Source organism: Thioclava nitratireducens, assembly GCF_001940525.2.
GTDB lineage: Bacteria > Pseudomonadota > Alphaproteobacteria > Rhodobacterales > Rhodobacteraceae > Thioclava > Thioclava nitratireducens.
In genome coordinates this window covers 2,285,780-2,306,223 of the sequence record NZ_CP019437.1, presented here as the reverse complement: position 1 = coordinate 2,306,223, position 20,444 = coordinate 2,285,780, and the positions used below count along the sequence as shown (strand labels likewise).

Genomic DNA, 20,444 nt, shown 5'->3' with positions numbered 1-20,444 from the left:
AAACCGATGATCGCCTTTCAGGACGTTCATAAATATTACGGCGATTATCACGCGCTGCGCGGCATCACCGCGGAGATCCGCGCAGGCGAGTTCTTCTCGCTGCTCGGTCCGTCGGGCTGCGGCAAGACCACGCTGCTGCGCACCATCGCGGGATTCGAGGAGATCTCGGAAGGCGCGGTGCTGATCGACGGCAAGACGATGGTGGGCGTTCCGCCGAACAAGCGGCCTACCAATATGGTGTTCCAGTCCTACGCGATCTTCCCGCATCTGAGCGTGGCCGAGAATGTCGGCTTCGGCCTGCGCCGCGATCCGCGTTCGAAATCGGAGAAGGCCAAGCTGGTCGAGGAATCGCTCGAGATGGTGGGGCTCAAGGGCTACGGCACTCGCGCGGCCCATGCGCTCTCGGGCGGGCAACGGCAGCGTGTGGCGCTGGCCCGCGCGCTGATCCTTAAGCCTAAGGTTTTGCTGCTCGACGAGCCGCTCTCCGCGCTCGACCGCAAGATCCGCGAGCAGATGCAGGTCGAGCTGATCAAGCTGCAGCGCGAGGTCGGCATCACCTTCGTTCTCGTGACCCACGATCAGGAAGAGGCGCTGGTCATGTCGGACCGGATCGCGGTGATGTTCGAGGGCGAGATCGCCCAGCTCGCCGACCCGGAAGTGCTCTATGGTCGCCCCAATTCGCGTCGCGTGGCCGATTTCATCGGGGTGATGAATTTCCTGCCCGCGACGGTCACGGATGGGCCCGGCGAAGCGGTCACCGCAGAGGTCGCAGGTCTCGGACGGCTCGAGGTCGCGCCGAGCCAGATCTCGATCGCACCTGCGGGCGATGGCGCCGCGGTGGGTTTCCGCCCGGAAACCTTGACGCTTCTTTACGAAGGTCAACAGGCCTCCGACCGCGAAGCGCCCGGCACGATCGACGAGGTCGTCTATTACGGCGACATGACCTATTACGACGTGCGCCTCGACGGCACCGAAAAACCGGTCCGTATCTCGATGCGCAACGTGTTCGGCCGCCCCGTGCTGGAAGTCGGCACCCGCACCCGCGTCGCATGGTCGCCGGGAGCGCTCGTTTTGTTCCGGTGACCGGGGCAGGGGGCTAACCCGACCGATAGTTGTCAGATGGATCCCTTCGGTTTCATTGTCTCTGGTAGTGAGCGGGTGACACTATTCCACTGCGTCCCTGCGCGCGCTCGAAATCGTGGAACGGCTCGAAGTCTTCGATCCCTTCGCGGCGGGCGTCTTCGCGCCTCCCGTGGCCCCCGCTTCTCGGGTCAAGGAAGATGGAAGATCAAGAAATCCGACGTCTCCAAGGCGCGTTCCGCCGTCTGATCGAGATAGGCAATTACGCCGGCATGATGGTCCAGGAAGGGACGCCCCTTGCGATCCTTGGAGACTTTGGTCACTCCGAACCAGCGCGCGCCCTGTTTCTTCATCTTCTCAAGCTGGGCGATCGGTGTCGCATCGTCCTCGGCGAAGATCGACCAGTCCTCGTCGCCACCGCCGGGCGGCAGGGTCCAGCCGTTCCGGCGGCTGTAGTAAATTGCAATGGGGTCACCGACCTGGGGGCTGATCGCGACGACGAGATCATCTGGCCCGGCCAGGCGGTCGAGGGCCTGCCCCATCAGGCGGGCTTCTTCCGCTTGCGGGTCTTTCAGGCGCGGCACGGTCTGAAACTGCGACAGGGCCGCCAGTATCACCCCGATGACGCCCAGGCGAACGACGCCGGTGAGAGAGGCGAAGGCGCTACCGCCCAATTCGACAAGCAGAATGAGCCCGCGCCCGGCGAAAATTGCCAAAGGGACATGGAAGACGTGCAGGTTCCACGGATTGTTGCTGATCTCCTTGGCGGCGCAGAGATAGACGATGATCGCGGCTAGCAACCACACATAGGGAATCCCGGTCAGGCCCGGATCCCGTCGCTCTGCTTTGGAGAAGTCCGGTGGCACCCAGAGGCCGAGTGCGATCAGCCCCATGAACCAATAGCCGTAGAACCCCCAGACCGAGATGACCCAGAGTTTATGCGCGTAGAAGGCCTCGGAGACGAAAGTCCAGAACTTGTGGTCCCAGATGTAGCCGCTGCCCGCGACATGGTAGGGCGGGGTGGAGCGGCCGAGGTAGATCGCCCAGGCGTAATAACCAGCGATGGCCCCGAGGCCGATGGCAAGGGGGAGCAGCGTCCTCAGGACGGTCGTGCGATCCCCACGTCGGAGCGAGACCAGCATCAGCCACAGCACGACGAGACCGACGCCGAGCCCCGGCAGTTTCGACAGCGCGCCCAGCGTGAAAATCGCGGCGGCCAGGATCGGATAGCCCTCGCGCTGCGTGATCCAGTAGCGCACGTAGAGCCATATGCCCAAGGTGATCAACGCCAGCATCGCCGGATCGGGCAGGGCCGAGGTTTCGATGATGATCGTGCCCGGCATCACCGCATAGGCAAGGGCCGCCGCATGCGCGTGGCGCTCGTCCCAGATCAACGCGACGAGCCGATGTAGGGAGAATACTGTCAGCATTCCGAACGCGGTCGCGACCATCCGCCCGAACCAGTCATGCCAGCCGAAAAGCGCGTTCAGGATCGCGACGATATAGGCGTAGAGCCCGAATTCACGCCCCTGGTAACTCGGGCCGGGCCCGGACCAGTTCACTTCCGGAAGGAATATATTCCAGCCGTGTTGCCAGTAATTTTCCGCGATCATCGCCGTACTGGCCTCGCGCCAGCTGAAGACGTCGACGAGCGGCTGCGTCAAGTAGGGAAGCCGGAGACACAAGGTAACCGCGAGCAGCGCGAAGAGGACAACCCGGTCTACTGTCGCCGACGGCAGAACGTTGGTCATCGGCTCGGAGGCGGAGGACATGCGTTCCATCTCGGCCGCGGTCACTGGGCTGCCCCCGCCGCGACGGGATCGTCTTCGAAATTCAGGAATTGCCGCACGGTGTAGGGTTTGCGTCCGCGCTGGTTGAAATAGACCCGCGCGAGAACTTCTCCGATCAGGCCGATGCTCAGAAGCTGGAAGCCCGCCAGAGCCGACAGGACCGACAGCAAGAGAAACGGGTTGCCCGTCATGTCGACGCCGCCCCAGATCTTCATGATGACGGTGACCATGGTCGCGACGAAAGACAGCGCGAAGCTGAAGATGCCGAGCCCGCCGAAGACCATCATTGGGTGCCCGGCATTGCCCAGAAAGAAGCGCACCGTCAGCAGGTCGAGGATCACCACGAAGGTGCGGCCGATCCCGTATTTCGTCTCGCCATGGAGCCGCGGCCGGTGATGGGTTTCCATCTCGACACAGCGCGCACCGCGTTCAAACAGCAGGAGCGGGATGAACCGGTGCATGTCGCCGTAGAGCTCGATCTCCGCGACGAGCTCTCGCCGCATCACCTTTAGGGTGCAGCCCAGATCGTGGATCGGGAAGCCCGTGCTCCACGAGATCAGCCGGTTCGCGATCATTGAGGGCAACTTGCGGTTCAGCATCGCGTCCTGCCGATGCCGCCGCCAGCCATGAACGAGATCATATCCCTCCTCCAGCTTGGCCAGCATCGGCGCGATATCCGCAGGGTCGTTCTGAAGGTCGCCATCGATAGTGACGATCGCGTCCTGCGAGGCAAAATCCAGCCCGGCCTTCATCGCGGCGGTTTGGCCATAGTTGCGGCGGAACCGGATCACCCGCAGGTGCTCGTCCTGCCGGGCCCTCTCCGCGAGCGCCTCGCCGCTACCGTCGATCGAGCCATCATCCACGAAAACAATTTCGTAATGTTTGCCGATTGGCTCGAGTGCTGCGGTCAGTTCTTTGCAGAGGAGATCGATATTCTCGATTTCGTTGTAAATCGGCACGACGACGGAAATGCCTGAGATCGGTTCTTGTCCCGCTTCGTCCGATCTTTCGGCCGATGCCGCAATTTCCGTCATTTTTCTCTCCCCCAAATCTTCCCCACCACACAGCAAGAAAAATTCAACGCAGCCTCATATTCAAGAATTTTCCTACGAATATGGCTCTGTTTCGGGCGAATATATATACAATCGCTTCAATCGGTGTGCCTGCGCCCTAATTTTGGAAACAGACACGACTGCGCCGCTACTGATGTGCGCGGAGCCCGAAGGCGGCTCGGAATGAAACCTCACGCGATGCACCAGACCCCCCTTCAGCCGAGTTCCTCGTCAAATTTGGCGTCCGGGCGATGATTTGGGCGGGAACAGGGCGCTGCCCCGTCGCCGGAGTGCAGCATGGCTCAAAGGTGGAAGCGGCCTCGCAAGAGGGGCCTCGCCAGTGGCTCTGATCACTCCTCCGGCGGTGCGTAGCCATCTGTCAGGGTCTCGAGAAAGGCGATGATATCTGCTTGCTCGGCCTCGGTCAGCGCGTCGCCTTCTCCGGGCTTGCGTCCGAAAGGCGTGTCGGTGCGGTCGATATTTCCCTGATAGCGAGTGGGCAGGTCGTCGAACCGCGCCACTTTTCCGTTGCGCGTGGGGTAAATCGCGCGGGGATCGCTGTCGCGCTTGGCGTAAAAGCGCAGGACCTGTTGCAGGCTGGTGTAGACACCGTTGTGGAAAAACACGTGCCGGGTCGCGACGTTGCGCAGGCTCGGGGTCTTGAACATCCCGCAATTGCCGGGCTGCGTCGAAATCGTGTCGTGGCGCAGCGGGCCGCACAGACCGAGATCGATATAATGCGGATCGGCATTGGCCGGGATCGCCGGGTTGCGGGGCACGCCGAGCGCCTCGTATTCGTAATCGGTGAATTGCGGCGGGCGACCATCGGCGGACCGGGTGTCGAGATGACAGGCCGCGCAATTGCCCTTCTTCGGATCGTCGAAGAGCGCACGGCCCCGCGCCTCTGCCGGCGAAAGCTGCGTCTCGCCCGCGAGAAAGGCGTCGTATTTGCTGGTATAGGGATGAAATTCCACCGCCTCGGTCTGGTAGCGCGACAGAGCGAAGGCGGCCTCGTCGATCAGCATCTTGTCGTCGTCACGCACCGCCTCGCCGAAGAGCTGCGCTAAGCGGTCGCCATAGCGCGCTCGCAGGGTCGCGGCGAGGGTTGCGCGGTCGGGCTCTGCCATCTCGAAATGAGTGAAGAGGACGGCCAGCGCCTGCTCTTGCAGCGTATCCGCGCGCCCGTCCCAGAACAGACCGCCCCGCGGCACCGGGCTCGCGGCGGCGGACGTGCCGGCGGTTTTTTGCGGCGCGGGCTGCGTAGATGCGCTTGCTCCTGCGGCTCCTTTCGCGCCCGCCCCTTGCTGTGCGACCACCTGCGGCGCGGCTTCGCCCGCCTCCGAGGTCGGGTCGAGCATCCCGAAGGTGAAGGGTGGCGTCTGACGCTTGTATGTGAGCGATGGCACCGCGCGCAGTCCCGGCTGGTCGAGATACGCCCCGCCAAGCTGCACCGGGCGGGCATTGGAGGGCGCGAAGTGATTGCCCGGGTCGTGGCAGCTCGCGCAGCTCATTTGGCCACTGGCTGACAGCTTGGGGTCAGAAAACAGTGCCTTGCCGATCGTGGCCACGGCGCTCAGATCGGCATCTCCGGGCGCGGTCGTTTTCGAACCGGCGTCGGACGCTGCCCCGACGGGGGTGGCCGAAAGGAAAGCCGCGAGCGTGATGCTCGCGGCCCCCTGTGCCGAACGGATCGTTCTGGGAGTGATCAATCTCAGGTTCGGCAGTCTCATCGCCTCAGCCTTTCGGGTTGCCGGTGGCCGGGTCGAGGATCAGCTTGCCATTGGCCGCTTTCGAGAAGTCGAACATGCCGTTCAGCTCGCCCGCCTGGGCGTCGAAGGAGCCCTGACCGATGCGCTGACCGTTCAGCCAGTTATCCTCGATAAACTTGGTGACCGATGACTGATCGACCAGTGTGTGATCCACCGCGTTCTTCTTGGCATAGGGCGAGATCACCAGCATCGGGATGCGGGTGCCATAGCCGCAACGGCCCTGCGCGGGCTTTCCGTCGAGCCCGGGCAGCGTCTTGTCGCTGGCGCAGTTGCTGCCATTGAGCACGTCATAGCCCGCGACCGGGATGTTCGAGCCATTCACCACTGCCATCGCGTGGTCATACCAGCCATCGGAATCGTCGTAGGTCACGACGATCGCAGTGTCCTTCCAGTCGTTCGATTTCTGCAGCGCGTTGACCGCGTTGACGATGAACTCCTGCCCATCGAGCGGGTCGGAATAGCCCGCATGGCCGTCCTGATAGGCGGGCGCTTTCAGGAAGCTCACCGCCGGCAGGTTGCCGTTCTTCAGGGCCGCGTAGAAATCCTTGCTGTCATATTGGTGGTTCGCGCCGCCATCGTCCGACGTGCCGATCACATCGACCGAGGCGGGACGGGTGTGATCGACGTTCCGGGTCGATTTGTAATACTGGAAGGGCTCGTGGTGGGGGATGTAGTCCTTCGAGGTCTCGCCGGTCACCTGCGAGAGCGACGAGCGGTCGCAGCCGGTGGTGCCGTTGCCGTTCACCGCGGTCAGATCGAAGCCGCCCTCGAACCAGCCCCAGGTAACGTGTTTGGCGTTCAGCAGATCGCCGATATTCTTGCCGCCCATAAGCGTCGTGGGGTATTTCGGGTTCGAGCAGACATCGCCGGTCGGATCGAGATCGGAGATCATGGTCCAGCCGCCATTGCCGTCGGGCACGACGCGCCCCTTGTCATAGGTGCCGTCGGCTTCGAGCTTGTAGCCCTTGGGCAGCACCGCGCCATTGGTCTGGCCCGAGACGAGGTTGATCGCGCCCGGCGTCGAGGGGCCGAAGGTGCTCGAGAAGGCATTGTCGTTCATCGCGTAGGCCTGCGCGTAGTTCCACAGTGCGGTGACGGTATTGCCGTCGTAATAGCCCATCACCTGGCCCTTGGTGCCGAATGCGCCCGTGCCGCCTTTCGTGCCCTTGCCGGTATTGGCCGGGAAGGCATCCATCTTGCCGCCGTGGAAAGCGGCCTGCTCGGCGGTGTAGCCGTGGTTCTGGTCGGCGGACGCGGCCTGCGTCCGGTCGAGCCGGAACGGGGCGGCGGCATTCGCGCCATTGACGGCATTGCTCTTGTTGGGGTTGTTCTTCAGCAGACCGGCGCTTGCGAGCGTATTGGCCTTGGGCGTGTCTTTCGCGGCGGTGAATTGCGGCTCGCCCTTGGGGTTGGCGGCCTTCGGATAGGTCGCGAAATAATGGTCGAAGGAGACGTTCTCCTGGAAAATCACCACGAGATGCTTGATCGGGGTGGCGGTCTGGGTGTCGGCGGCGGTGCCAGCCTGGGCGGTCGCGGCGGCGCAAGCCAGCGCGAGCGCGCTGACGGCACCGGTCGGGCGGAGCGTGTCGATCATGTGAAGTCCCTCGTTGAGATGGCAGCTTTCCCGTGCGTTACGGGGCGTGGCCTCTGGCTAGGGGCGTCATTTGACACTTCGGTGACGGTTCCGCTCACGCGCCATCACCGCTCGGTGAGACCGGCGCGGATACACGCGGATGGGATGTTGCGTGAGCGACCGGTGATCGCGGCGCGGGCGCACCGGCTAGGTCTTGCGAGGGGGCTGAGCAGGGGCCGGCCTCCGCTCGCCACGGCCGTTCTCTGGCGCTACGGGGGCGTGTGGCGGGGCGTCCTTCCGCTTGAAGTTCGTTTATCCTGCCTCACCCCCAAGGTTATTCTCGGCAAGAGGAACGGGCTTAGGTTTACAAGGCTGACATGCGGCTTGCGTGTTTGCCATTTGACCACCCCCGGCAACGCGGCCTAGATAGGGGCCAAGTAAGGCGCGGAGGCATTTGCCATGAAGGTCATCATCTGCGGTGCGGGTCAGGTCGGTTGGCAGATCGCGCGCCATCTGGCGGGCGAGCGCAACGACGTCACGGTCGTGGATTCCAATCCTGAACTGGTGCGGCGCGCGGCCGATACGCTCGACGTCCAGGGCGTGGTGGGCTTCGCCTCGCATCCGGACATTCTCGAGCAGGCCGGGGCGCGCGATTGCGACCTGATGATCGCCGCAACCCATTCCGACGAGGTCAACATGGTGACCTGCCAGGTCGCGATGTCGGTCTTCGGGATCACGCGCAAGATCGCCCGCATCCGGGCGCAAAGCTATCTGCAGCCGGAATATTCCGATCTCTACCGCCGCGATCATCTGCCGATCGACGTCATCATCTCGCCCGAGCGCGAGGTGGCCGAGGCCGCGCTGCGCCGTCTGGCGGCGCCCTCGACCTTCGACACCGAAAGCTTCCTCGACGAGCAGTTGCAGTTGCTGGGGATCGAGCTGGACGCTGATTGCCCTGTGCTCGACACGCCGCTGCGGCAGCTGACCGATCTGTTCTCGACGCTGCGCGCTGTCGTGGTGGGCATTCGCCGCGAGGGGCGGCTGTTCGCGCCCGAGCCGGGCGACCAGCTTTTCGCGGGCGACCAGATCTATGTCTTCGCCCATGTCGAGGACGTGAACCGCACGCTCGATATCTTCGGCAAATCCACGCAGAAGCAGGAACGCATCGTCATCATCGGCGGCGGAAACGTCGGTCTCAGCGTGGCCAAGTCCCTCGAAGCGCGGACCGAGCGCGTGCGTGCCAAGATCATCGAGCGCTCGCGCGCGCAGGCCGAGAAGGCCGCCGATGCGCTGGACCGTACGATCGTTCTCAACGGAGACGGGATGAGCTCGGAACTGCTGGAGGAGGCGAATATCGCCACCGCCGACGCGGTTCTGGCGATCACGGATGACGACAAGACGAACATTCTCGTTTCGGTGCGCGCGAAACAGGCGGGCTGCCGGATGGCGATCTGCCTGATCAACGATCCGACGCTGGCGCCCTTGCTGAGCGCGCTCGATATCGATGCCTATATCAACCCCCGGGCAACCACCGTGTCGTCGATCCTGCGCCATATCCGCCATGGCCGGGTGCGCGCGATCTACTCGATCGGGGATGCCGAGGGCGAGGCGATCGAGGCGCAGGTCATGGGCACGTCGCCGATGTCGGGCAAGGCTGTGCGCGATGTCGATTTCCCCGAAGGGGTTCTGATCGGCGCGATCCGCAAGGGCGACAAGATCGTCAAGCCGACCGGCAATACCCGGATCGAAGAGGGCGATATCGTGGTTCTCTTCGCTCTGACCTCCGACGTGCCCGAAGTGGAGCGCCTGTTGCAGGTCTCCATCGACTTCTTCTAAGGGCCGGTCCGCGATGGAACGCATGATCAAGGCCTTGCCGCTGCCGATACTCCTGATGGGAGTTTCGGCGCTAGCGATGTATGTGCCGGCGATCCACGCGCTCCTGACGCATCATCACCATACCGCGCGATCGTTCTTCTATTCGGCGACGCTGTTTCTCTTCGCGACCGCCCTGATCGGCTTGGCCAACGGGTCGAACCCGCGGCCTGCGCGGGCGGGGCGGGCGAGCCTTCTGATCATGCTGGCCGCTTTCACCGTGCTGCCCGTGATGCTGGCAGTCCCGTTCTATATCGCGGTGCGCGACACGTCGTTTTTCAATAGCTGGTGGGAGATGGTTTCCGCCTTCACCACCACGGGCGGCACGCTTTACGAGCCCGACCGGTTGGTCGGTTCGGTGCATCTTTGGCGTGGGCTGGTGGCGTGGATGGGCGGCTTCTTCATCCTCGTGATGGCAATCGCGGTGCTGGCGCCGATGCGGCTTGGCGGCTTCGAAGTGTTCTTCTCGGGTGGCCCCTCTGGCGCCCCGGCCGCCGCGGCCCCGGCCGCAGATGGTGGCGCGGAGATGTCCGAGCGCATCGCCCATTACGCGGTCTCGCTGGCTCCTATCTATACCGGGCTGACGGTGCTGCTGTGGGTCTGCCTGCTGATGGCGGGGGACCGGTCGCTGACGGCGCTGATCCATGCGATGTCCACTCTCTCGACCTCCGGCATCTCGCCAGTGGGCGGGATGGCCAATGCGCGCTCTGGGGTGGCGGGCGAGATGGTGATCTTCGTGTTCTTCCTGCCCGCGCTGTCGCGCAGGCTCTGGCCGGGGGGCGGCGAGCTGCGCGCCTCGCCGAAGCTGATCGACGACCCAGAGCTGCGTCTGGCTGCGGGGCTGGTGATCCTCGTGCCGCTGTTCCTGTTCCTGCGTCACTGGATCGCGGCGCTGGAAGTGCGCACGCCGGGCGATTTCGGTGCGATCTTCCGCTCGATCTGGGGGTCGCTGTTCACCTCGCTGTCCTTCCTGACCACGACCGGCTTCGAATCGAACGGCTGGCACGACGCGCGCGACTGGTCGGGGCTGGGCACACCGGGCCTGATCCTCGCGGGGCTTGCGATCATCGGGGGCGGCGTCGCAACGACCGCGGGCGGGGTGCGCCTGCTGCGGGTTTACGCGCTGCTGCGTCACGGCGAGCGCGAACTCGACAAGCTGATCTATCCGAACTCCATCGCGGGCGGCGGCATGATGGCAAGGCGGCTGCGCCGCGAAGGCGCCTATATCAGCTGGATCGTGTTCATGCTGTTCGCGATTTCCATCGCCGGGGTGATGATGGCGGCGTCGCTGTTCGGTCTGTCGTTCGAGCCCGCGACGATCCTGACCATCGCGGCGCTGTCGAATACCGGACCGCTGGCGGGGATCGCGGCCGATGTGCCACTGAGCTGGGCCCATCTGAGCGAGCCAATCAAGGCCGTTTTCGCCTTCGCCATGGTGCTTGGCCGGCTCGAGACATTGGCGATCATCGCCCTGTTCAACCCGGAATTCTGGCGCGCCTGAATCCCGGATTCGATACGCAATTTCTGGCTCAGGGCCTAACAAACTGTTTTTTGGGCTGGAATCTCCCGCTATGCGCTGCATACTTGAAGAAAGGGCAAATCAGGCCCGTCCGATCACGCGCGATGCGAAACGCGATACGAAAAACAAGGGCAAGAATAATATGGCTGGCGACAAACAGAACCTGCAAGACGCATTTCTCAATCATGTGCGCAAGACAAAGGTTCCTGTCACGATCTTCCTGATCAACGGGGTGAAGCTGCAGGGCGTCATCACCTGGTTTGACAACTTCTGTGTGCTTCTGCGCCGCGACGGGCAATCTCAGCTTGTTTACAAGCACGCGATCTCGACGATCATGCCGGGACAACCTATCTCGCTTTACGAAGGCGACGACTAAGCGGCGCCGCGCGCGGCTTTAGCGATACATATCTTGAGCGAAACGACCTCTACCGAGACGCCCGATACGCGGGCCTACGTGATCCATCCCGACATTCCGTCGCGAGAGGGCCAGCGACACTTGCCCGAATTTGCGCTGGCCGAAGCGGTTTCGCTCGCCGCCGCCCTGCCGCATCTGCAGGTGGTGGGCGAGGAGATCGTGAAGCTGCGCAAGCCCGAGCCGGGCAAGCTGTTCGGCCAGGGCAAGCTGGCCGAGATCAAGGCGCGGCTGGAGGAGAACGAGGTCGATCTCGTCTTCATCGACGGGCCGGTGACCCCGGTGCAGCAGCGCAACCTCGAGAAGGAATGGGGGGTGAAGCTCCTCGACCGGACCGGGCTGATCCTCGAAATCTTTGCCGACCGTGCGCGCACCCGTGAAGGTGTGTTGCAGGTGGAGCTGGCCGCGCTGAGCTATCAGCGTACGCGGCTGGTGCGCGCCTGGACCCACCTCGAGCGTCAGCGCGGCGGGCTCGGCTTCGTCGGCGGCCCGGGGGAAACCCAGATCGAGGCCGACCGCCGCGCCATCGACGAGCAGATCGTGCGTCTGCGCCGCCAGCTTGCGAAGGTCGTGAAGACCCGCGAGCTGCACCGCGCCGCACGCCGAAAGGTGCCGTTCCCGATCGTGGCGCTGGTGGGCTATACCAACGCGGGGAAATCCACCCTGTTCAACCGCGTGACCGGGGCCGAAGTGCTGGCCAAGGACATGCTGTTCGCCACGCTCGACCCGACGATGCGCGGGCTGGAGCTGCCGACGGGCCGCAAGGTGATCCTGTCCGACACGGTGGGCTTCATCTCGGACCTGCCGACGCAGCTTGTCGCCGCCTTCCGCGCGACGCTGGAAGAGGTGCTCGAAGCCGATCTGATCCTGCATGTCCGCGACATCTCGCATCCCGAGACCGAGGAGCAGGCGGAGGATGTGAACGACATTCTCACCAAACTCGGCGTCGCCAAGGAAGTGCCGCTGATCGAGGTCTGGAACAAGATGGACGCCGTACCGCCCGAGCCGCGCCGCGCTCTGCTGGTACAGGAGGCACGCGAGCCCGATCTGCAGGCGATCTCGGCGCTGACCGGAGAGGGGCTCGACGCGCTTCTGACGGCGATCGACGAGAAGCTTTCGGAAGAACGCTATCAGGAAGAGATCACGCTGGGCTTTGCGGATGGCCGCAAACGCGCTTGGCTGCACGAGCAGAACGTGATCCGCGCCGAGACGCAGACCGAAGAGGGGTGGACCTTCGAGGTCGAATGGACCGGCAGTCAGCGCAACCGGTTCCGCGCGCTGTAAGCCGGGCCGGAGACGGGGCAGGGGCGCTGCCCCTCTTCGCTGACGCGAATTCACCCGGGATATTTACACCAAGCCGAAGCGGGCGCGCGCGCCTTGGTTTTCCCGGGGACGCCCATGACCGGTAGGGGTTGCCAAGGCGGCGCGATGGGTCTATATCGCGCGCACTTCACAGGCGGAGGCGGGCCGATGGGGGAGACATCCCCAAAAGTCCACCGGTTGGGGCATATGCCCTGAGACCCTCCGCTCAGGCGCAAACCGGAAAAGGAATTGGACATGGCGCTTCCTGAATTCTCCCTGCGTCAGCTCTTGGAAGCTGGCGTTCACTTTGGCCACCAGACCCAGCGTTGGAACCCCGTATGGGTCAGTACATCTATGGCGAGCGTAACGGCATCCACATCGTCGACCTGACGCAGACCGTTCCGCTGCTCGATCAGGCTCTGCAGGTCATCCGCGACACCGTTGCGAAAAACGGCCGCGTTCTCTTCGTCGGCACCAAGCGTCAGGCTGCGCGCCCGATCGCCGAAGCCGCCGAGAAATGCGCACAGTATTACATGAACCACCGCTGGCTCGGCGGCACGCTGACCAACTGGAAGACCGTCTCCCAGTCGATCAAGCGTCTCAACGAGATCGACGAGAAGCTTGAGCAGGGCGCTGAAGGCCTGACCAAGAAAGAGCGTCTCGGCATGGAGCGTGACCAGGCCAAGCTGCAGGCGTCGCTCGGCGGTATCCGCGAAATGGGCGGTCTGCCGGACCTCCTGTTCGTGATCGACGTGAACAAGGAAGACCTCGCCATCGCGGAAGCCAAGAAGCTCGGCATCCCGGTCGTGGCGGTGGTCGACACCAACTGCTCGCCGAACGGCGTGGATTACGTGATCCCGGGCAACGACGACGCGGCCCGTGCGATTGCGCTCTACTGCGACCTCGCTTCGCGCGCAGCTCTCGACGGCATGTCGGCCCAGATGGGCGCGGCGGGCGTCGATGTCGGTGCCCTCACCGAGACCCCGGTTGAAGAGGCGCTGGCCGAGGCCGAGGCCAAGTAAGGCCGCGACCGTCACCCAGATGACATGAGGGCGGGGTATCCCGCCCTCGCAGAGTTCTTGAAGGAGATCCGACCATGGCGATTACCGCCGCTCAGGTGAAGGAACTGCGCGAAGCTACCGGCGCAGGCATGATGGACGCGAAAAAAGCGCTGACCGAGACCGATGGCGACATGGACGCCGCCGTTGACTGGCTGCGCACCAAGGGCCTTGCGAAGGCTGCGAAGAAATCGGGCCGCGTGGCTGCCGAAGGTCTCGTCGCGCTCGCCGTCAACAACGGCAAGGGCGTCGCGATCGAGATGAACTCGGAAACCGACTTCGTCGCGAAGAACGCCGATTTCCAGAAGCTCGTCTCCGACATCGCGGAAGTCGCGCTGGAAACCGGTGAAGATGTCGAAGTCGTCAAGGCTGCGCATCTCAACGGCAAGAAGGTCGAAGACGTGATCACCGACGCCATCGCGCGTATCGGTGAGAACATGAACCTGCGCCGCATGCACATCCTCGAAGGCGACACGCTGGTGCATTACGTGCACAACGCTGCCGCCGACGGCATGGGCAAGATCGGTGTGCTCGTTGCGCTGAAGGGCGAAGACAACGGCATCGGCAAGCAGATCGCGATGCACATCGCCGCGACCAACCCGGCCGCGCTGTCCGAATCCGATCTCGACCCGGCTGTCGTCGAGAAGGAAAAGCAGGTTCAGATCGACATCGCACGTGAATCGGGCAAGCCCGAGCAGGTGATCGAGAAGATGATCGAAGGCCGCATGAAGAAATTCACCGCGGAAGTCACGCTGCTGAACCAGCAATTCGTCGTCAATCCCGACCTCACCGTCGGTCAGGCCGCGAAAGAAGCTGGCGTCGAGATCACCGGCTTCGTCCGGATGGAAGTCGGCGAAGGCATCGAGAAGAAAGAAGAAGATTTCGCCGCTGAAGTGGCGAAGACCGCAGCTGGCAACTAAGCCCGCGCGTCTTCTTTGAAATAGGAAACGCCGCCCTGATCGGGGCGGCGTTTTTCATTGTGGGGCAGGGGTTTGGGATGCGAACCTAACGCGCCGCCGCGTGTGAGGCGTTCAGGAAAATCTGCTTTTGCACCGAGGCTTTCATGACCGCCTGCGCGGTGGTGTCCACGTCCAGCGCCTCGCGCGCCAGTCGCAGGTGTTTCTCCACCGTCGACGGGGTCAGCCCCATGATGATCGCGATATCGGCGGTCGTCTTGCCCTCCGCCACCCATTCGAGGACTTCGCGCTGCCGATCCGTCAGTGGGCGTCGCCCGGTGGAATAGGGCATGGTCGAGATGCGCAGATGAACGAGGCTGTTCATCACCATCAATTCGCGTTCGTTCTCGCGCCAGATGCGGTCGACGTCGTCCTGGCTCAGCCCCGGCCGCCCCACGAGTCCGATCGCGCCGCGCGCGTAGGAGAGCGGGTCGGAGAAACCGATCGAATAACCCGCGCGGATGCCGAAACGGTGGTTGATGTCGATCACGTCGATCTCTGCCGGGGTCAGCTCTCCCCGCATTGCGCGGTCCGCGACAATGCGCCACGAGCAGGGCCCGTCATTCTTCGCGGCCCATTGCACCATCGGCGCGTGGCGATATTTTCCCTCTCCGATGAAGAGGTCGAGATATTCCTTCTGGTGGTTCGAGAGGATCAACAAATCGTCTTCGTGGCCGAAGTTGTTTCCCTTTCGGAAACTCGTGAACCCATAGATCAAACGGTCAAAGCCGAACCGCTCCATTTCGCGGCAATGGCGGGACCAAATTTCCTGCACGGATTTTGCGCGTAAGACCGCCTCACAGAAGGATAACATCGCGTTTCACCCCACAATCGGTTAGTTCGCGTAGCTCATTAACACTACTCCGGAGGCGCATGTTTCCCCGCGCCGGTGACCCTGTTCAAATGTCTTATGTTTCGCGCGCCATGGCAACCCACGTGGGGCACGAAGACGCTTAGCGGTGGGTCTCGACACGGCTCTCGTGTGCGCAACCTTGGGTGGTCTCGGGGGCAAGCGTCGCCAGCGCGTCGTAATGGGTAAGGTAGATCTGCCCGGTTAGTTGGGTGATCAGGTCCGAGCGCGTCAGGCGGTCCATCACCGGGCCTTTAACCTCGGACAGGTGCAATCGCACGCCCGCGTCGTTGAGCTGGTCGTTCACCTCTTCCAGCGCCTCGAGCGCGGACATGTCGATATGGTTGATCGCGGGGCAATTCAGCACGACATGCTTGATGGACTCGTCGCTCGCGATCCGGTCGTAGATCATCTCCTCGACGAAGCGGGCATTCGGGAACCACAGGCTCTCGTCGATGCGAAGGCTGAGGATGCCCGGCGCGCAGTTCACCCGGTGGCGCCGGATATTGCGGAAATGCTCGGTGCCGGGAACCTGGCCCAACTCGGCCACATGCGGGCGCGAGCTTTGCCACAACCGCAGCGCGATCGAGAGGATGACGCCGAAGGCGATGCCGTCCTCGACGCCCCAGATCAGCGTGACGAGCACCGTCAGCGCCATGCCGACACCTTCGCGGGGGGCGTATTTGAACGTGCGCTTGAGCGCCTTGATGTCGACCAGCGTAAGCACCGAGACGAAGATCGTGGCCGCGAGCGTCGCTTGCGGCAGGTAATAGAGGGCCGGGGTCAGGGTGAAGGTCGCGAGCGCGACCCCGATCGCGGTGAAGGCGCCAGCGGCGGGCGTCGTAGCGCCGGCCTCGAAGCTGACGACAGAGCGCGCGAACCCCCCGGTAATCGGAAAGGATCCAGAGATCGCGGAGCCGATGGAGGCGCCGCCGAGGGCTATGAATTCTTGGTCCGGATCGATGCGCTGGCGTTTCTTAGCGGCCAATGTCTGGGCGACCGAGATCGTCTCGACATAGCCGATGATCGCGATCAGGAGCGCCGGGACGAAGAGTTCTTTCCAGAGCGCGAGATCGGCGGGCGGCAGGCTCGGGGTCGGGAAGCCGAGCGGCACGGTGCCGACGACGCGGACCCCGCGACCCTCGAGCCCGAACAGCCAGGTGATCAGGATCGTCGCGGCGACTGCGTAAACCGGCGCGGCGCGGGTGAGGATGGCCGCAAGCCGCTCGGACAGCCCTGCCTTTAGCAGGCGCGGCTTAAGCCCACGTCGCGCCCAGAACAGGAAGACCAGCGACAGGATCGAGATGACGACCGTGTAGGGATTGGTCTGGCCGAGATGCGCCCAGAGTCCGCCGAGAATATCGAGAATCCCGCCGCTCTCCGCCGGAATACCGAAGAAATGCTTCATCTGGCCCGCGGCGATCAGGATACCGACAGCCGATGTGAAGCCCGACAGCACCGGGTGGCTGAGGAAGGCGGTGATGAAGCCCATGCGCAGGAAGCCCATCACCACCAGCATCACGCCCGAGAGAAACGCCAGCGCCACTGCGGCGGCGATATATTCGGGCGTACCCTGCGCCGCGACCCTGCCAACCGCGGCGGCCGTCATCAGCGAGATCACCGCGACCGGGCCGACGGCCAGCGGGCGCGAGGTGCCGAAGACTGCGTAGATCAGCAGCGGCAGTACCGAAGCGTAGAGCCCGTATTCCGGCGGCATCCCGGCCAGCAGAGAATAGGCCAGCGACTGCGGGATCAGCATGATCGTGACGATCACCGCCGCGATCAGATCGGCCTCGAAGGTCGGGCGATCGTAGTCGCGCCCCCAGCTTAGGATCGGCAGGTAGCGTTTGAGCATTGGCACGTCGCGAAAGGGCTGGATCAGGCCTGATCGCGGCGGCTGGCGTAATACTGCATCACCGGCACCAGCGTGGAATGGTCATAGCCCGCTTCGGCGGCGGTCGCGACGATCTTGTCGATTTCCATCTCGCCCGCCTGGCTGACGCCCCACAGATGCGACGAGCGCGTGCCCGAACGGCAATAGCCCAAGGCGGGTTTCTCTGCCGCGTCCATGATCGTCGCGAAATTGTCGACCAGTTCGAGGCTCAGTTCGCCGGGATAGTAGGGCAGGTAGTAAGGCGTGAGGCCATGCGTCGTGCAAAGCGCGGCGATCGCGTCCGAGCGCTGATCTGCGTCCTCGATCTCCTCGTCGGGACGATTGATGATCAGCGTGCGAAAGCCGATCTCGGCAAGCTTCGGCACGTCTTCGGGTTCGATCTGCGGGGCGACGGAGAACTCGTCGGAAAGTTTGCGCAATTCCATGATCTGTCCTGTTATCCTGCCTTCTAGGTGGAGATGGGCGGGGTTTCCCGCCCTCTCGGTTTATCGTCTCAGAGCCCGTTGACCGGGACTTTGAGGTAGGTCTTGCCGTCCTCGTCCTTCGGCGGCATCTGGCCCGCGCGCATGTTTACCTGAAGCGACGGGATGATGAGCTTCGGCATCGCCAGAGTCGCATCGCGCTCGGTGCGCATCTTGACGAATTCGGCCTCGGACTTGCCGCCGCCGATATGGATGTTGCGGGCCTTTTCCTCGGCCACGCTCGTCTCCCACGCAAATTCGTCGCGGCCCGGTGCCTTGTAGTCGTGGCCCACGAAAATGCGGGTCTCGTCGGGCAGCGACAAGATTTTCTGGATCGAGGCGTAGAGCGTCTCCGCCGAGCCGCCGGGGAAGTCGCAGCGCGCGGTGCCGAAATCGGGCATGAAGAGCGTATCGCCCACGAAGGCCGCATCGCCGATGACGTAGGTAAGGCAAGCGGGCGTATGGCCCGGCGTGTGCAGAACGCGACCCTCCAGCGCGCCGACGCTGAAAGTGTCGCCTTCCTTGAAGAGCCTGTCGAACTGCGAACCGTCGCGCTGGAATTCGGTGCCTTCGTTGAAGATCTTGCCGAAGGTGTCCTGCACGACCTGAATGCGGTCGCCGATGCCGATCTTGCCGCCGACGCGCTCCTGAATGTAGGGCGCGGCGGAAAGGTGGTCGGCATGGACGTGACTCTCGAGGATCCACTCCACCTCAAGCCCGTTCTCCTGCACATAGGCGATCACCTCGTCGGCGGATTTGGTATCCGTCCGGCCCGAGGAATAGTCGAAATCGAGCACGCTATCGACAACGGCGCAGGCTTTGCTGCCGGGATCTTTCACCACATAGGAGACGGTGAAAGTCGCGGTGTCGAAAAAAGCTTTGACGTCCGGTTTGATCATGGCGGCCTCCGTTAACCTGCCCAGCATATGTAGCCGAGTCCGATCTTATGAAATTGCGGCACTCTGTCCCAGCCCTTCCGTGATCTCGGGCGGTAAGGGGTACGAGAGATCGGGGAGCACCCACTCCGCGCTCGAGAAATCGCCGCCATCGGTATAGGCCGAGGGCGTCACGACCACGCGCAGCCCGGCCGCTTGCGCAGAGCGCAGGCCCACCTCGCTATCCTCGAAGGCGATGCAGGCCTCGGGCGGCAGATGCAGCCGGTTCAGCGCGAGTTCGAACACGTCGGGCGCGGGTTTCTTGGCGGCGACCTCGTCGCCTGCCGCGATCGCATCGAACAGGTGATCGGGGTCGGCACCCAGCTGCGCGCGGATCAGCGCATCGACATTGGGACGGTTCGTCGTCGTGGCGATGGCGAGCTTCATCCCGGCGGCACGCGCATTTGCGATCAGCCGCGCCACGCCCGGGCGCAGCGGGACCTGCCCGCCGGTGATGATCTCGACATAGCGGCGGGTCTTGATCTCGTGCAGCATGGCGATCTCGTCGTCGGTCGGGCCGAAGCCCATGACCTCGCGGTGGCGCGCCATGCGCTCCTTGCCGCCGGCGGTTTTCAGCAGTTCGCGATAGGTCTCCTGCGACCAGTTCCAGTCCACGCGCCGTGCGGCAAAGGTCTCGTTGAAGGCACGGCGATGGGCTTCTTCGGTTTCGGCCAGCGTTCCGTCGACGTCGAAGATCAGCGCGCTTACCATTTCCAGCCCTCCACCAGACCGGGCAGCATCGCCCAATCCGAGAAGGCGACGTCATGGGGCACGTCGGTCAAGGGCGTCTTGCGATAGCCCTCGGAATAGATCGCAAACGGGGCCTGCGCATTCGCCGCCGTTTCCGCATCGACCTCGCTGTCGCCGACATAGATCATCTGTCCGCCGCCTAGGGCCCGATGGCAATGATGCAGCATTTCCGGCTCGGGCTTGCGGGTGGGCATGGAGTCCCCGCCCAGCGTCAGCTCGAAATAGTCCCATAAACCGACATGGCGCAGCGCGGCTTCAGCGGGGCGGACCGGTTTGTTCGTGCAGACCGCCATCCGGCAGCCCATCTCCGTGAGCCGGTCGAGCGCGGCGATCACGTTGGGGTAGGGCACGTTGCCCTCCACATCGGTCTCGTAGCGAGCGACGAGGGCGTGCTCCACCCGATTGAAGAGCGGCCCGTCCGGGTCTTCGCCCGAGGTGATCAGCAACTGGCGCACGAGGTTGGGCACGCCCTTGCCGACGAAGCTTCGGACCGTCGGAAGCGAGAGCGGCTCGAAGCCCATATCGGTCAGAACGGCGTTCGAAACGGCATGGATCGCGGGCACGGAATCGATCAGCGTTCCGTCGAGATCGAAGATGACGGAAGGCGCGTCGCTCATGCCGATTTCCATTTGATGGAGCAGCCCATCGACGGAATCTGGTCGCGCGGGCCTTCGCCGGTCTCGGCAACCAACATCATGCCTTCGTAGAGTTCTCGCTTGGCGTCGACCGCGGCGGCCTGCTTGGTCGAGGCATCGAGACGGCCGCGATATTGCAGCCCGTCCTCGGCGTTGAAACCGAAGAAGTCCGGGGTGCAGGCGGCCCCGTATGCCTTCGCGACCGCCTGAGTTTCGTCATAGAGATAGGGGAAGGGGAAGCCCTTCTCCTCGGCCAGTTTGGCCATGTTCTCGAAGCTGTCCTGCGGATATTCGTCGACATCGTTGGCCGAGATCGCAACGACGCCGATCCCGCCTTCTGCAACTCCGCCGCATCGCGCAGGATGCGGTCGAGGATTGACTGGACATAGGGGCAATGGTTGCAAATGAACATCACGAGAGTGCCCTTGGGACCACGGATGTCGTCAAAGCTGTATTGCTTGCCATCGGTGCCGGGCAGGGTGAAGCCCGGAGCCTTCCAGCCGAAATCGCAGACGGGGGGAGTGACAGCCATGCGG

Annotated in this window: 16 protein-coding genes and 2 pseudogenes; 7 read left to right on the top strand and 11 right to left on the bottom strand. The window is 63.6% G+C overall.

Features of this window, described 5'->3' with window-relative positions:
- Positions 1 to 6: 6 nt before the first annotated feature.
- The gene (locus BMG03_RS10955) at positions 7 to 1,083 is read left to right on the top strand and encodes an ABC transporter ATP-binding protein (protein ID WP_075775109.1); all 1,077 of its coding nucleotides are present in this window, start codon (positions 7 to 9) and stop codon (positions 1,081 to 1,083) included.
- Between the two features lie 188 nt (positions 1,084 to 1,271).
- Here the strand turns inward: BMG03_RS10955 and BMG03_RS10950 are convergent, their stop codons facing one another.
- The 4 genes from BMG03_RS10950 to BMG03_RS10935 form a co-directional block, all read right to left on the bottom strand.
- A complete protein-coding gene (locus tag BMG03_RS10950; RefSeq protein WP_075774833.1) occupies positions 1,272 to 2,876 on the bottom strand; it encodes an ArnT family glycosyltransferase in 1,605 nt (534 codons plus the stop codon).
- Positions 2,873 to 3,904, bottom strand: a complete 1,032-nt coding sequence (locus tag BMG03_RS10945; protein WP_075774832.1) for a glycosyltransferase family 2 protein — start codon at positions 3,902 to 3,904, stop codon at positions 2,873 to 2,875. The genes BMG03_RS10950 and BMG03_RS10945 overlap by 4 nt, the downstream gene beginning before the upstream one ends.
- 368 nt (positions 3,905 to 4,272) lie before the next feature.
- Positions 4,273 to 5,652, bottom strand: coding sequence for a cytochrome-c peroxidase (locus tag BMG03_RS10940; RefSeq protein ID WP_077701223.1), 1,380 nt, complete (start codon positions 5,650 to 5,652; stop codon positions 4,273 to 4,275).
- A gap of 4 nt (positions 5,653 to 5,656) precedes the next feature.
- Positions 5,657 to 7,285: a phospholipase C gene (locus BMG03_RS10935; RefSeq protein ID WP_075774831.1), complete on the bottom strand. Its 1,629-nt coding sequence runs from the start codon at positions 7,283 to 7,285 to the stop codon at positions 5,657 to 5,659.
- 438 nt (positions 7,286 to 7,723) lie between these two features.
- Here BMG03_RS10935 and trkA point away from each other — a divergent pair, with 438 nt between their 5' ends.
- The 6 genes and pseudogenes from trkA to tsf all read left to right on the top strand — a co-directional run bounded on the left by trkA (position 7,724) and on the right by tsf (position 14,347).
- Positions 7,724 to 9,100, top strand: coding sequence for a Trk system potassium transporter TrkA (gene trkA, locus BMG03_RS10930; RefSeq protein WP_075774830.1), 1,377 nt, complete (start codon positions 7,724 to 7,726; stop codon positions 9,098 to 9,100).
- 13 nt (positions 9,101 to 9,113) lie between these two features.
- Positions 9,114 to 10,637, top strand: coding sequence for a TrkH family potassium uptake protein (locus tag BMG03_RS10925; protein ID WP_075774829.1), 1,524 nt, complete (start codon positions 9,114 to 9,116; stop codon positions 10,635 to 10,637).
- Positions 10,638 to 10,797: 160 nt separating this feature from the next.
- Positions 10,798 to 11,031 (top strand): RNA chaperone Hfq, encoded by a 234-nt coding sequence (gene hfq, locus BMG03_RS10920; RefSeq protein ID WP_038060695.1) that lies wholly within the window; start codon positions 10,798 to 10,800, stop codon positions 11,029 to 11,031.
- A 33-nt stretch (positions 11,032 to 11,064) separates the two neighbouring features.
- Entirely contained in the window at positions 11,065 to 12,351 is a 1,287-nt protein-coding gene (hflX, locus tag BMG03_RS10915; protein ID WP_075774828.1) for a GTPase HflX, read from the top strand.
- A gap of 273 nt (positions 12,352 to 12,624) precedes the next feature.
- A pseudogene (gene rpsB, locus BMG03_RS10910) lies at positions 12,625 to 13,391 on the top strand (30S ribosomal protein S2).
- 74 nt (positions 13,392 to 13,465) lie between these two features.
- The gene (tsf, locus tag BMG03_RS10905; protein WP_075774826.1) at positions 13,466 to 14,347 is read left to right on the top strand and encodes a translation elongation factor Ts; all 882 of its coding nucleotides are present in this window, start codon (positions 13,466 to 13,468) and stop codon (positions 14,345 to 14,347) included.
- An 85-nt stretch (positions 14,348 to 14,432) separates the two neighbouring features.
- On the opposite strand, the gene BMG03_RS10900 is transcribed toward tsf, so the two are convergent.
- The 7 genes and pseudogenes from BMG03_RS10900 to BMG03_RS10870 form a co-directional block, all read right to left on the bottom strand.
- Positions 14,433 to 15,197 (bottom strand): helix-turn-helix transcriptional regulator, encoded by a 765-nt coding sequence (locus tag BMG03_RS10900; RefSeq protein ID WP_075774825.1) that lies wholly within the window; start codon positions 15,195 to 15,197, stop codon positions 14,433 to 14,435.
- A 139-nt stretch (positions 15,198 to 15,336) separates the two neighbouring features.
- Positions 15,337 to 17,088: a SulP family inorganic anion transporter gene (locus BMG03_RS10895; RefSeq protein ID WP_075774824.1), complete on the bottom strand. Its 1,752-nt coding sequence runs from the start codon at positions 17,086 to 17,088 to the stop codon at positions 15,337 to 15,339.
- A gap of 23 nt (positions 17,089 to 17,111) precedes the next feature.
- Positions 17,112 to 17,552 carry a protein tyrosine phosphatase family protein gene (locus tag BMG03_RS10890; protein ID WP_075774823.1) on the bottom strand — a complete coding sequence of 147 codons (441 nt, stop codon included), beginning with the start codon at positions 17,550 to 17,552 and terminating at the stop codon, positions 17,112 to 17,114.
- Positions 17,553 to 17,620: 68 nt separating this feature from the next.
- Positions 17,621 to 18,484, bottom strand: a complete 864-nt coding sequence (locus BMG03_RS10885; RefSeq protein WP_075775107.1) for an MBL fold metallo-hydrolase — start codon at positions 18,482 to 18,484, stop codon at positions 17,621 to 17,623.
- Positions 18,485 to 18,532: 48 nt separating this feature from the next.
- A complete protein-coding gene (locus BMG03_RS10880; RefSeq protein WP_075774822.1) occupies positions 18,533 to 19,234 on the bottom strand; it encodes an HAD family hydrolase in 702 nt (233 codons plus the stop codon).
- Positions 19,228 to 19,890: a phosphoglycolate phosphatase gene (locus tag BMG03_RS10875; protein ID WP_075774821.1), complete on the bottom strand. Its 663-nt coding sequence runs from the start codon at positions 19,888 to 19,890 to the stop codon at positions 19,228 to 19,230. The genes BMG03_RS10880 and BMG03_RS10875 overlap by 7 nt, the downstream gene beginning before the upstream one ends.
- Positions 19,887 to 20,440: pseudogene (locus BMG03_RS10870) on the bottom strand (thioredoxin family protein). Before BMG03_RS10870 ends, BMG03_RS10875 begins: the two are co-directional and overlap by 4 nt.
- Between the last annotated feature and the right edge of the window lie 4 nt (positions 20,441 to 20,444).

Excerpts from the sequence above, each read along its gene's own strand:
- BMG03_RS10955 (WP_075775109.1), top strand. The coding sequence starts at position 7 with ATGATCGCCTTTCAGGACGTTCATAAATATTACGGCGATTATCACGCG.
- BMG03_RS10945 (WP_075774832.1), bottom strand. The coding sequence starts at position 3,904 with ATGACGGAAATTGCGGCATCGGCCGAAAGATCGGACGAAGCGGGACAA.
- BMG03_RS10940 (WP_077701223.1), bottom strand. The coding sequence starts at position 5,652 with ATGAGACTGCCGAACCTGAGATTGATCACTCCCAGAACGATCCGTTCG.
- BMG03_RS10935 (WP_075774831.1), bottom strand. The coding sequence starts at position 7,285 with ATGATCGACACGCTCCGCCCGACCGGTGCCGTCAGCGCGCTCGCGCTG.
- trkA (WP_075774830.1), top strand. The coding sequence starts at position 7,724 with ATGAAGGTCATCATCTGCGGTGCGGGTCAGGTCGGTTGGCAGATCGCG.
- BMG03_RS10925 (WP_075774829.1), top strand. The coding sequence starts at position 9,114 with ATGGAACGCATGATCAAGGCCTTGCCGCTGCCGATACTCCTGATGGGA.
- hfq (WP_038060695.1), top strand. The coding sequence starts at position 10,798 with ATGGCTGGCGACAAACAGAACCTGCAAGACGCATTTCTCAATCATGTG.
- tsf (WP_075774826.1), top strand. The coding sequence starts at position 13,466 with ATGGCGATTACCGCCGCTCAGGTGAAGGAACTGCGCGAAGCTACCGGC.
- BMG03_RS10900 (WP_075774825.1), bottom strand. The coding sequence starts at position 15,197 with ATGTTATCCTTCTGTGAGGCGGTCTTACGCGCAAAATCCGTGCAGGAA.
- BMG03_RS10895 (WP_075774824.1), bottom strand. The coding sequence starts at position 17,088 with ATGCTCAAACGCTACCTGCCGATCCTAAGCTGGGGGCGCGACTACGAT.
- BMG03_RS10890 (WP_075774823.1), bottom strand. The coding sequence starts at position 17,552 with ATGGAATTGCGCAAACTTTCCGACGAGTTCTCCGTCGCCCCGCAGATC.
- BMG03_RS10880 (WP_075774822.1), bottom strand. The coding sequence starts at position 19,234 with ATGGTAAGCGCGCTGATCTTCGACGTCGACGGAACGCTGGCCGAAACC.
- BMG03_RS10875 (WP_075774821.1), bottom strand. The coding sequence starts at position 19,890 with ATGAGCGACGCGCCTTCCGTCATCTTCGATCTCGACGGAACGCTGATC.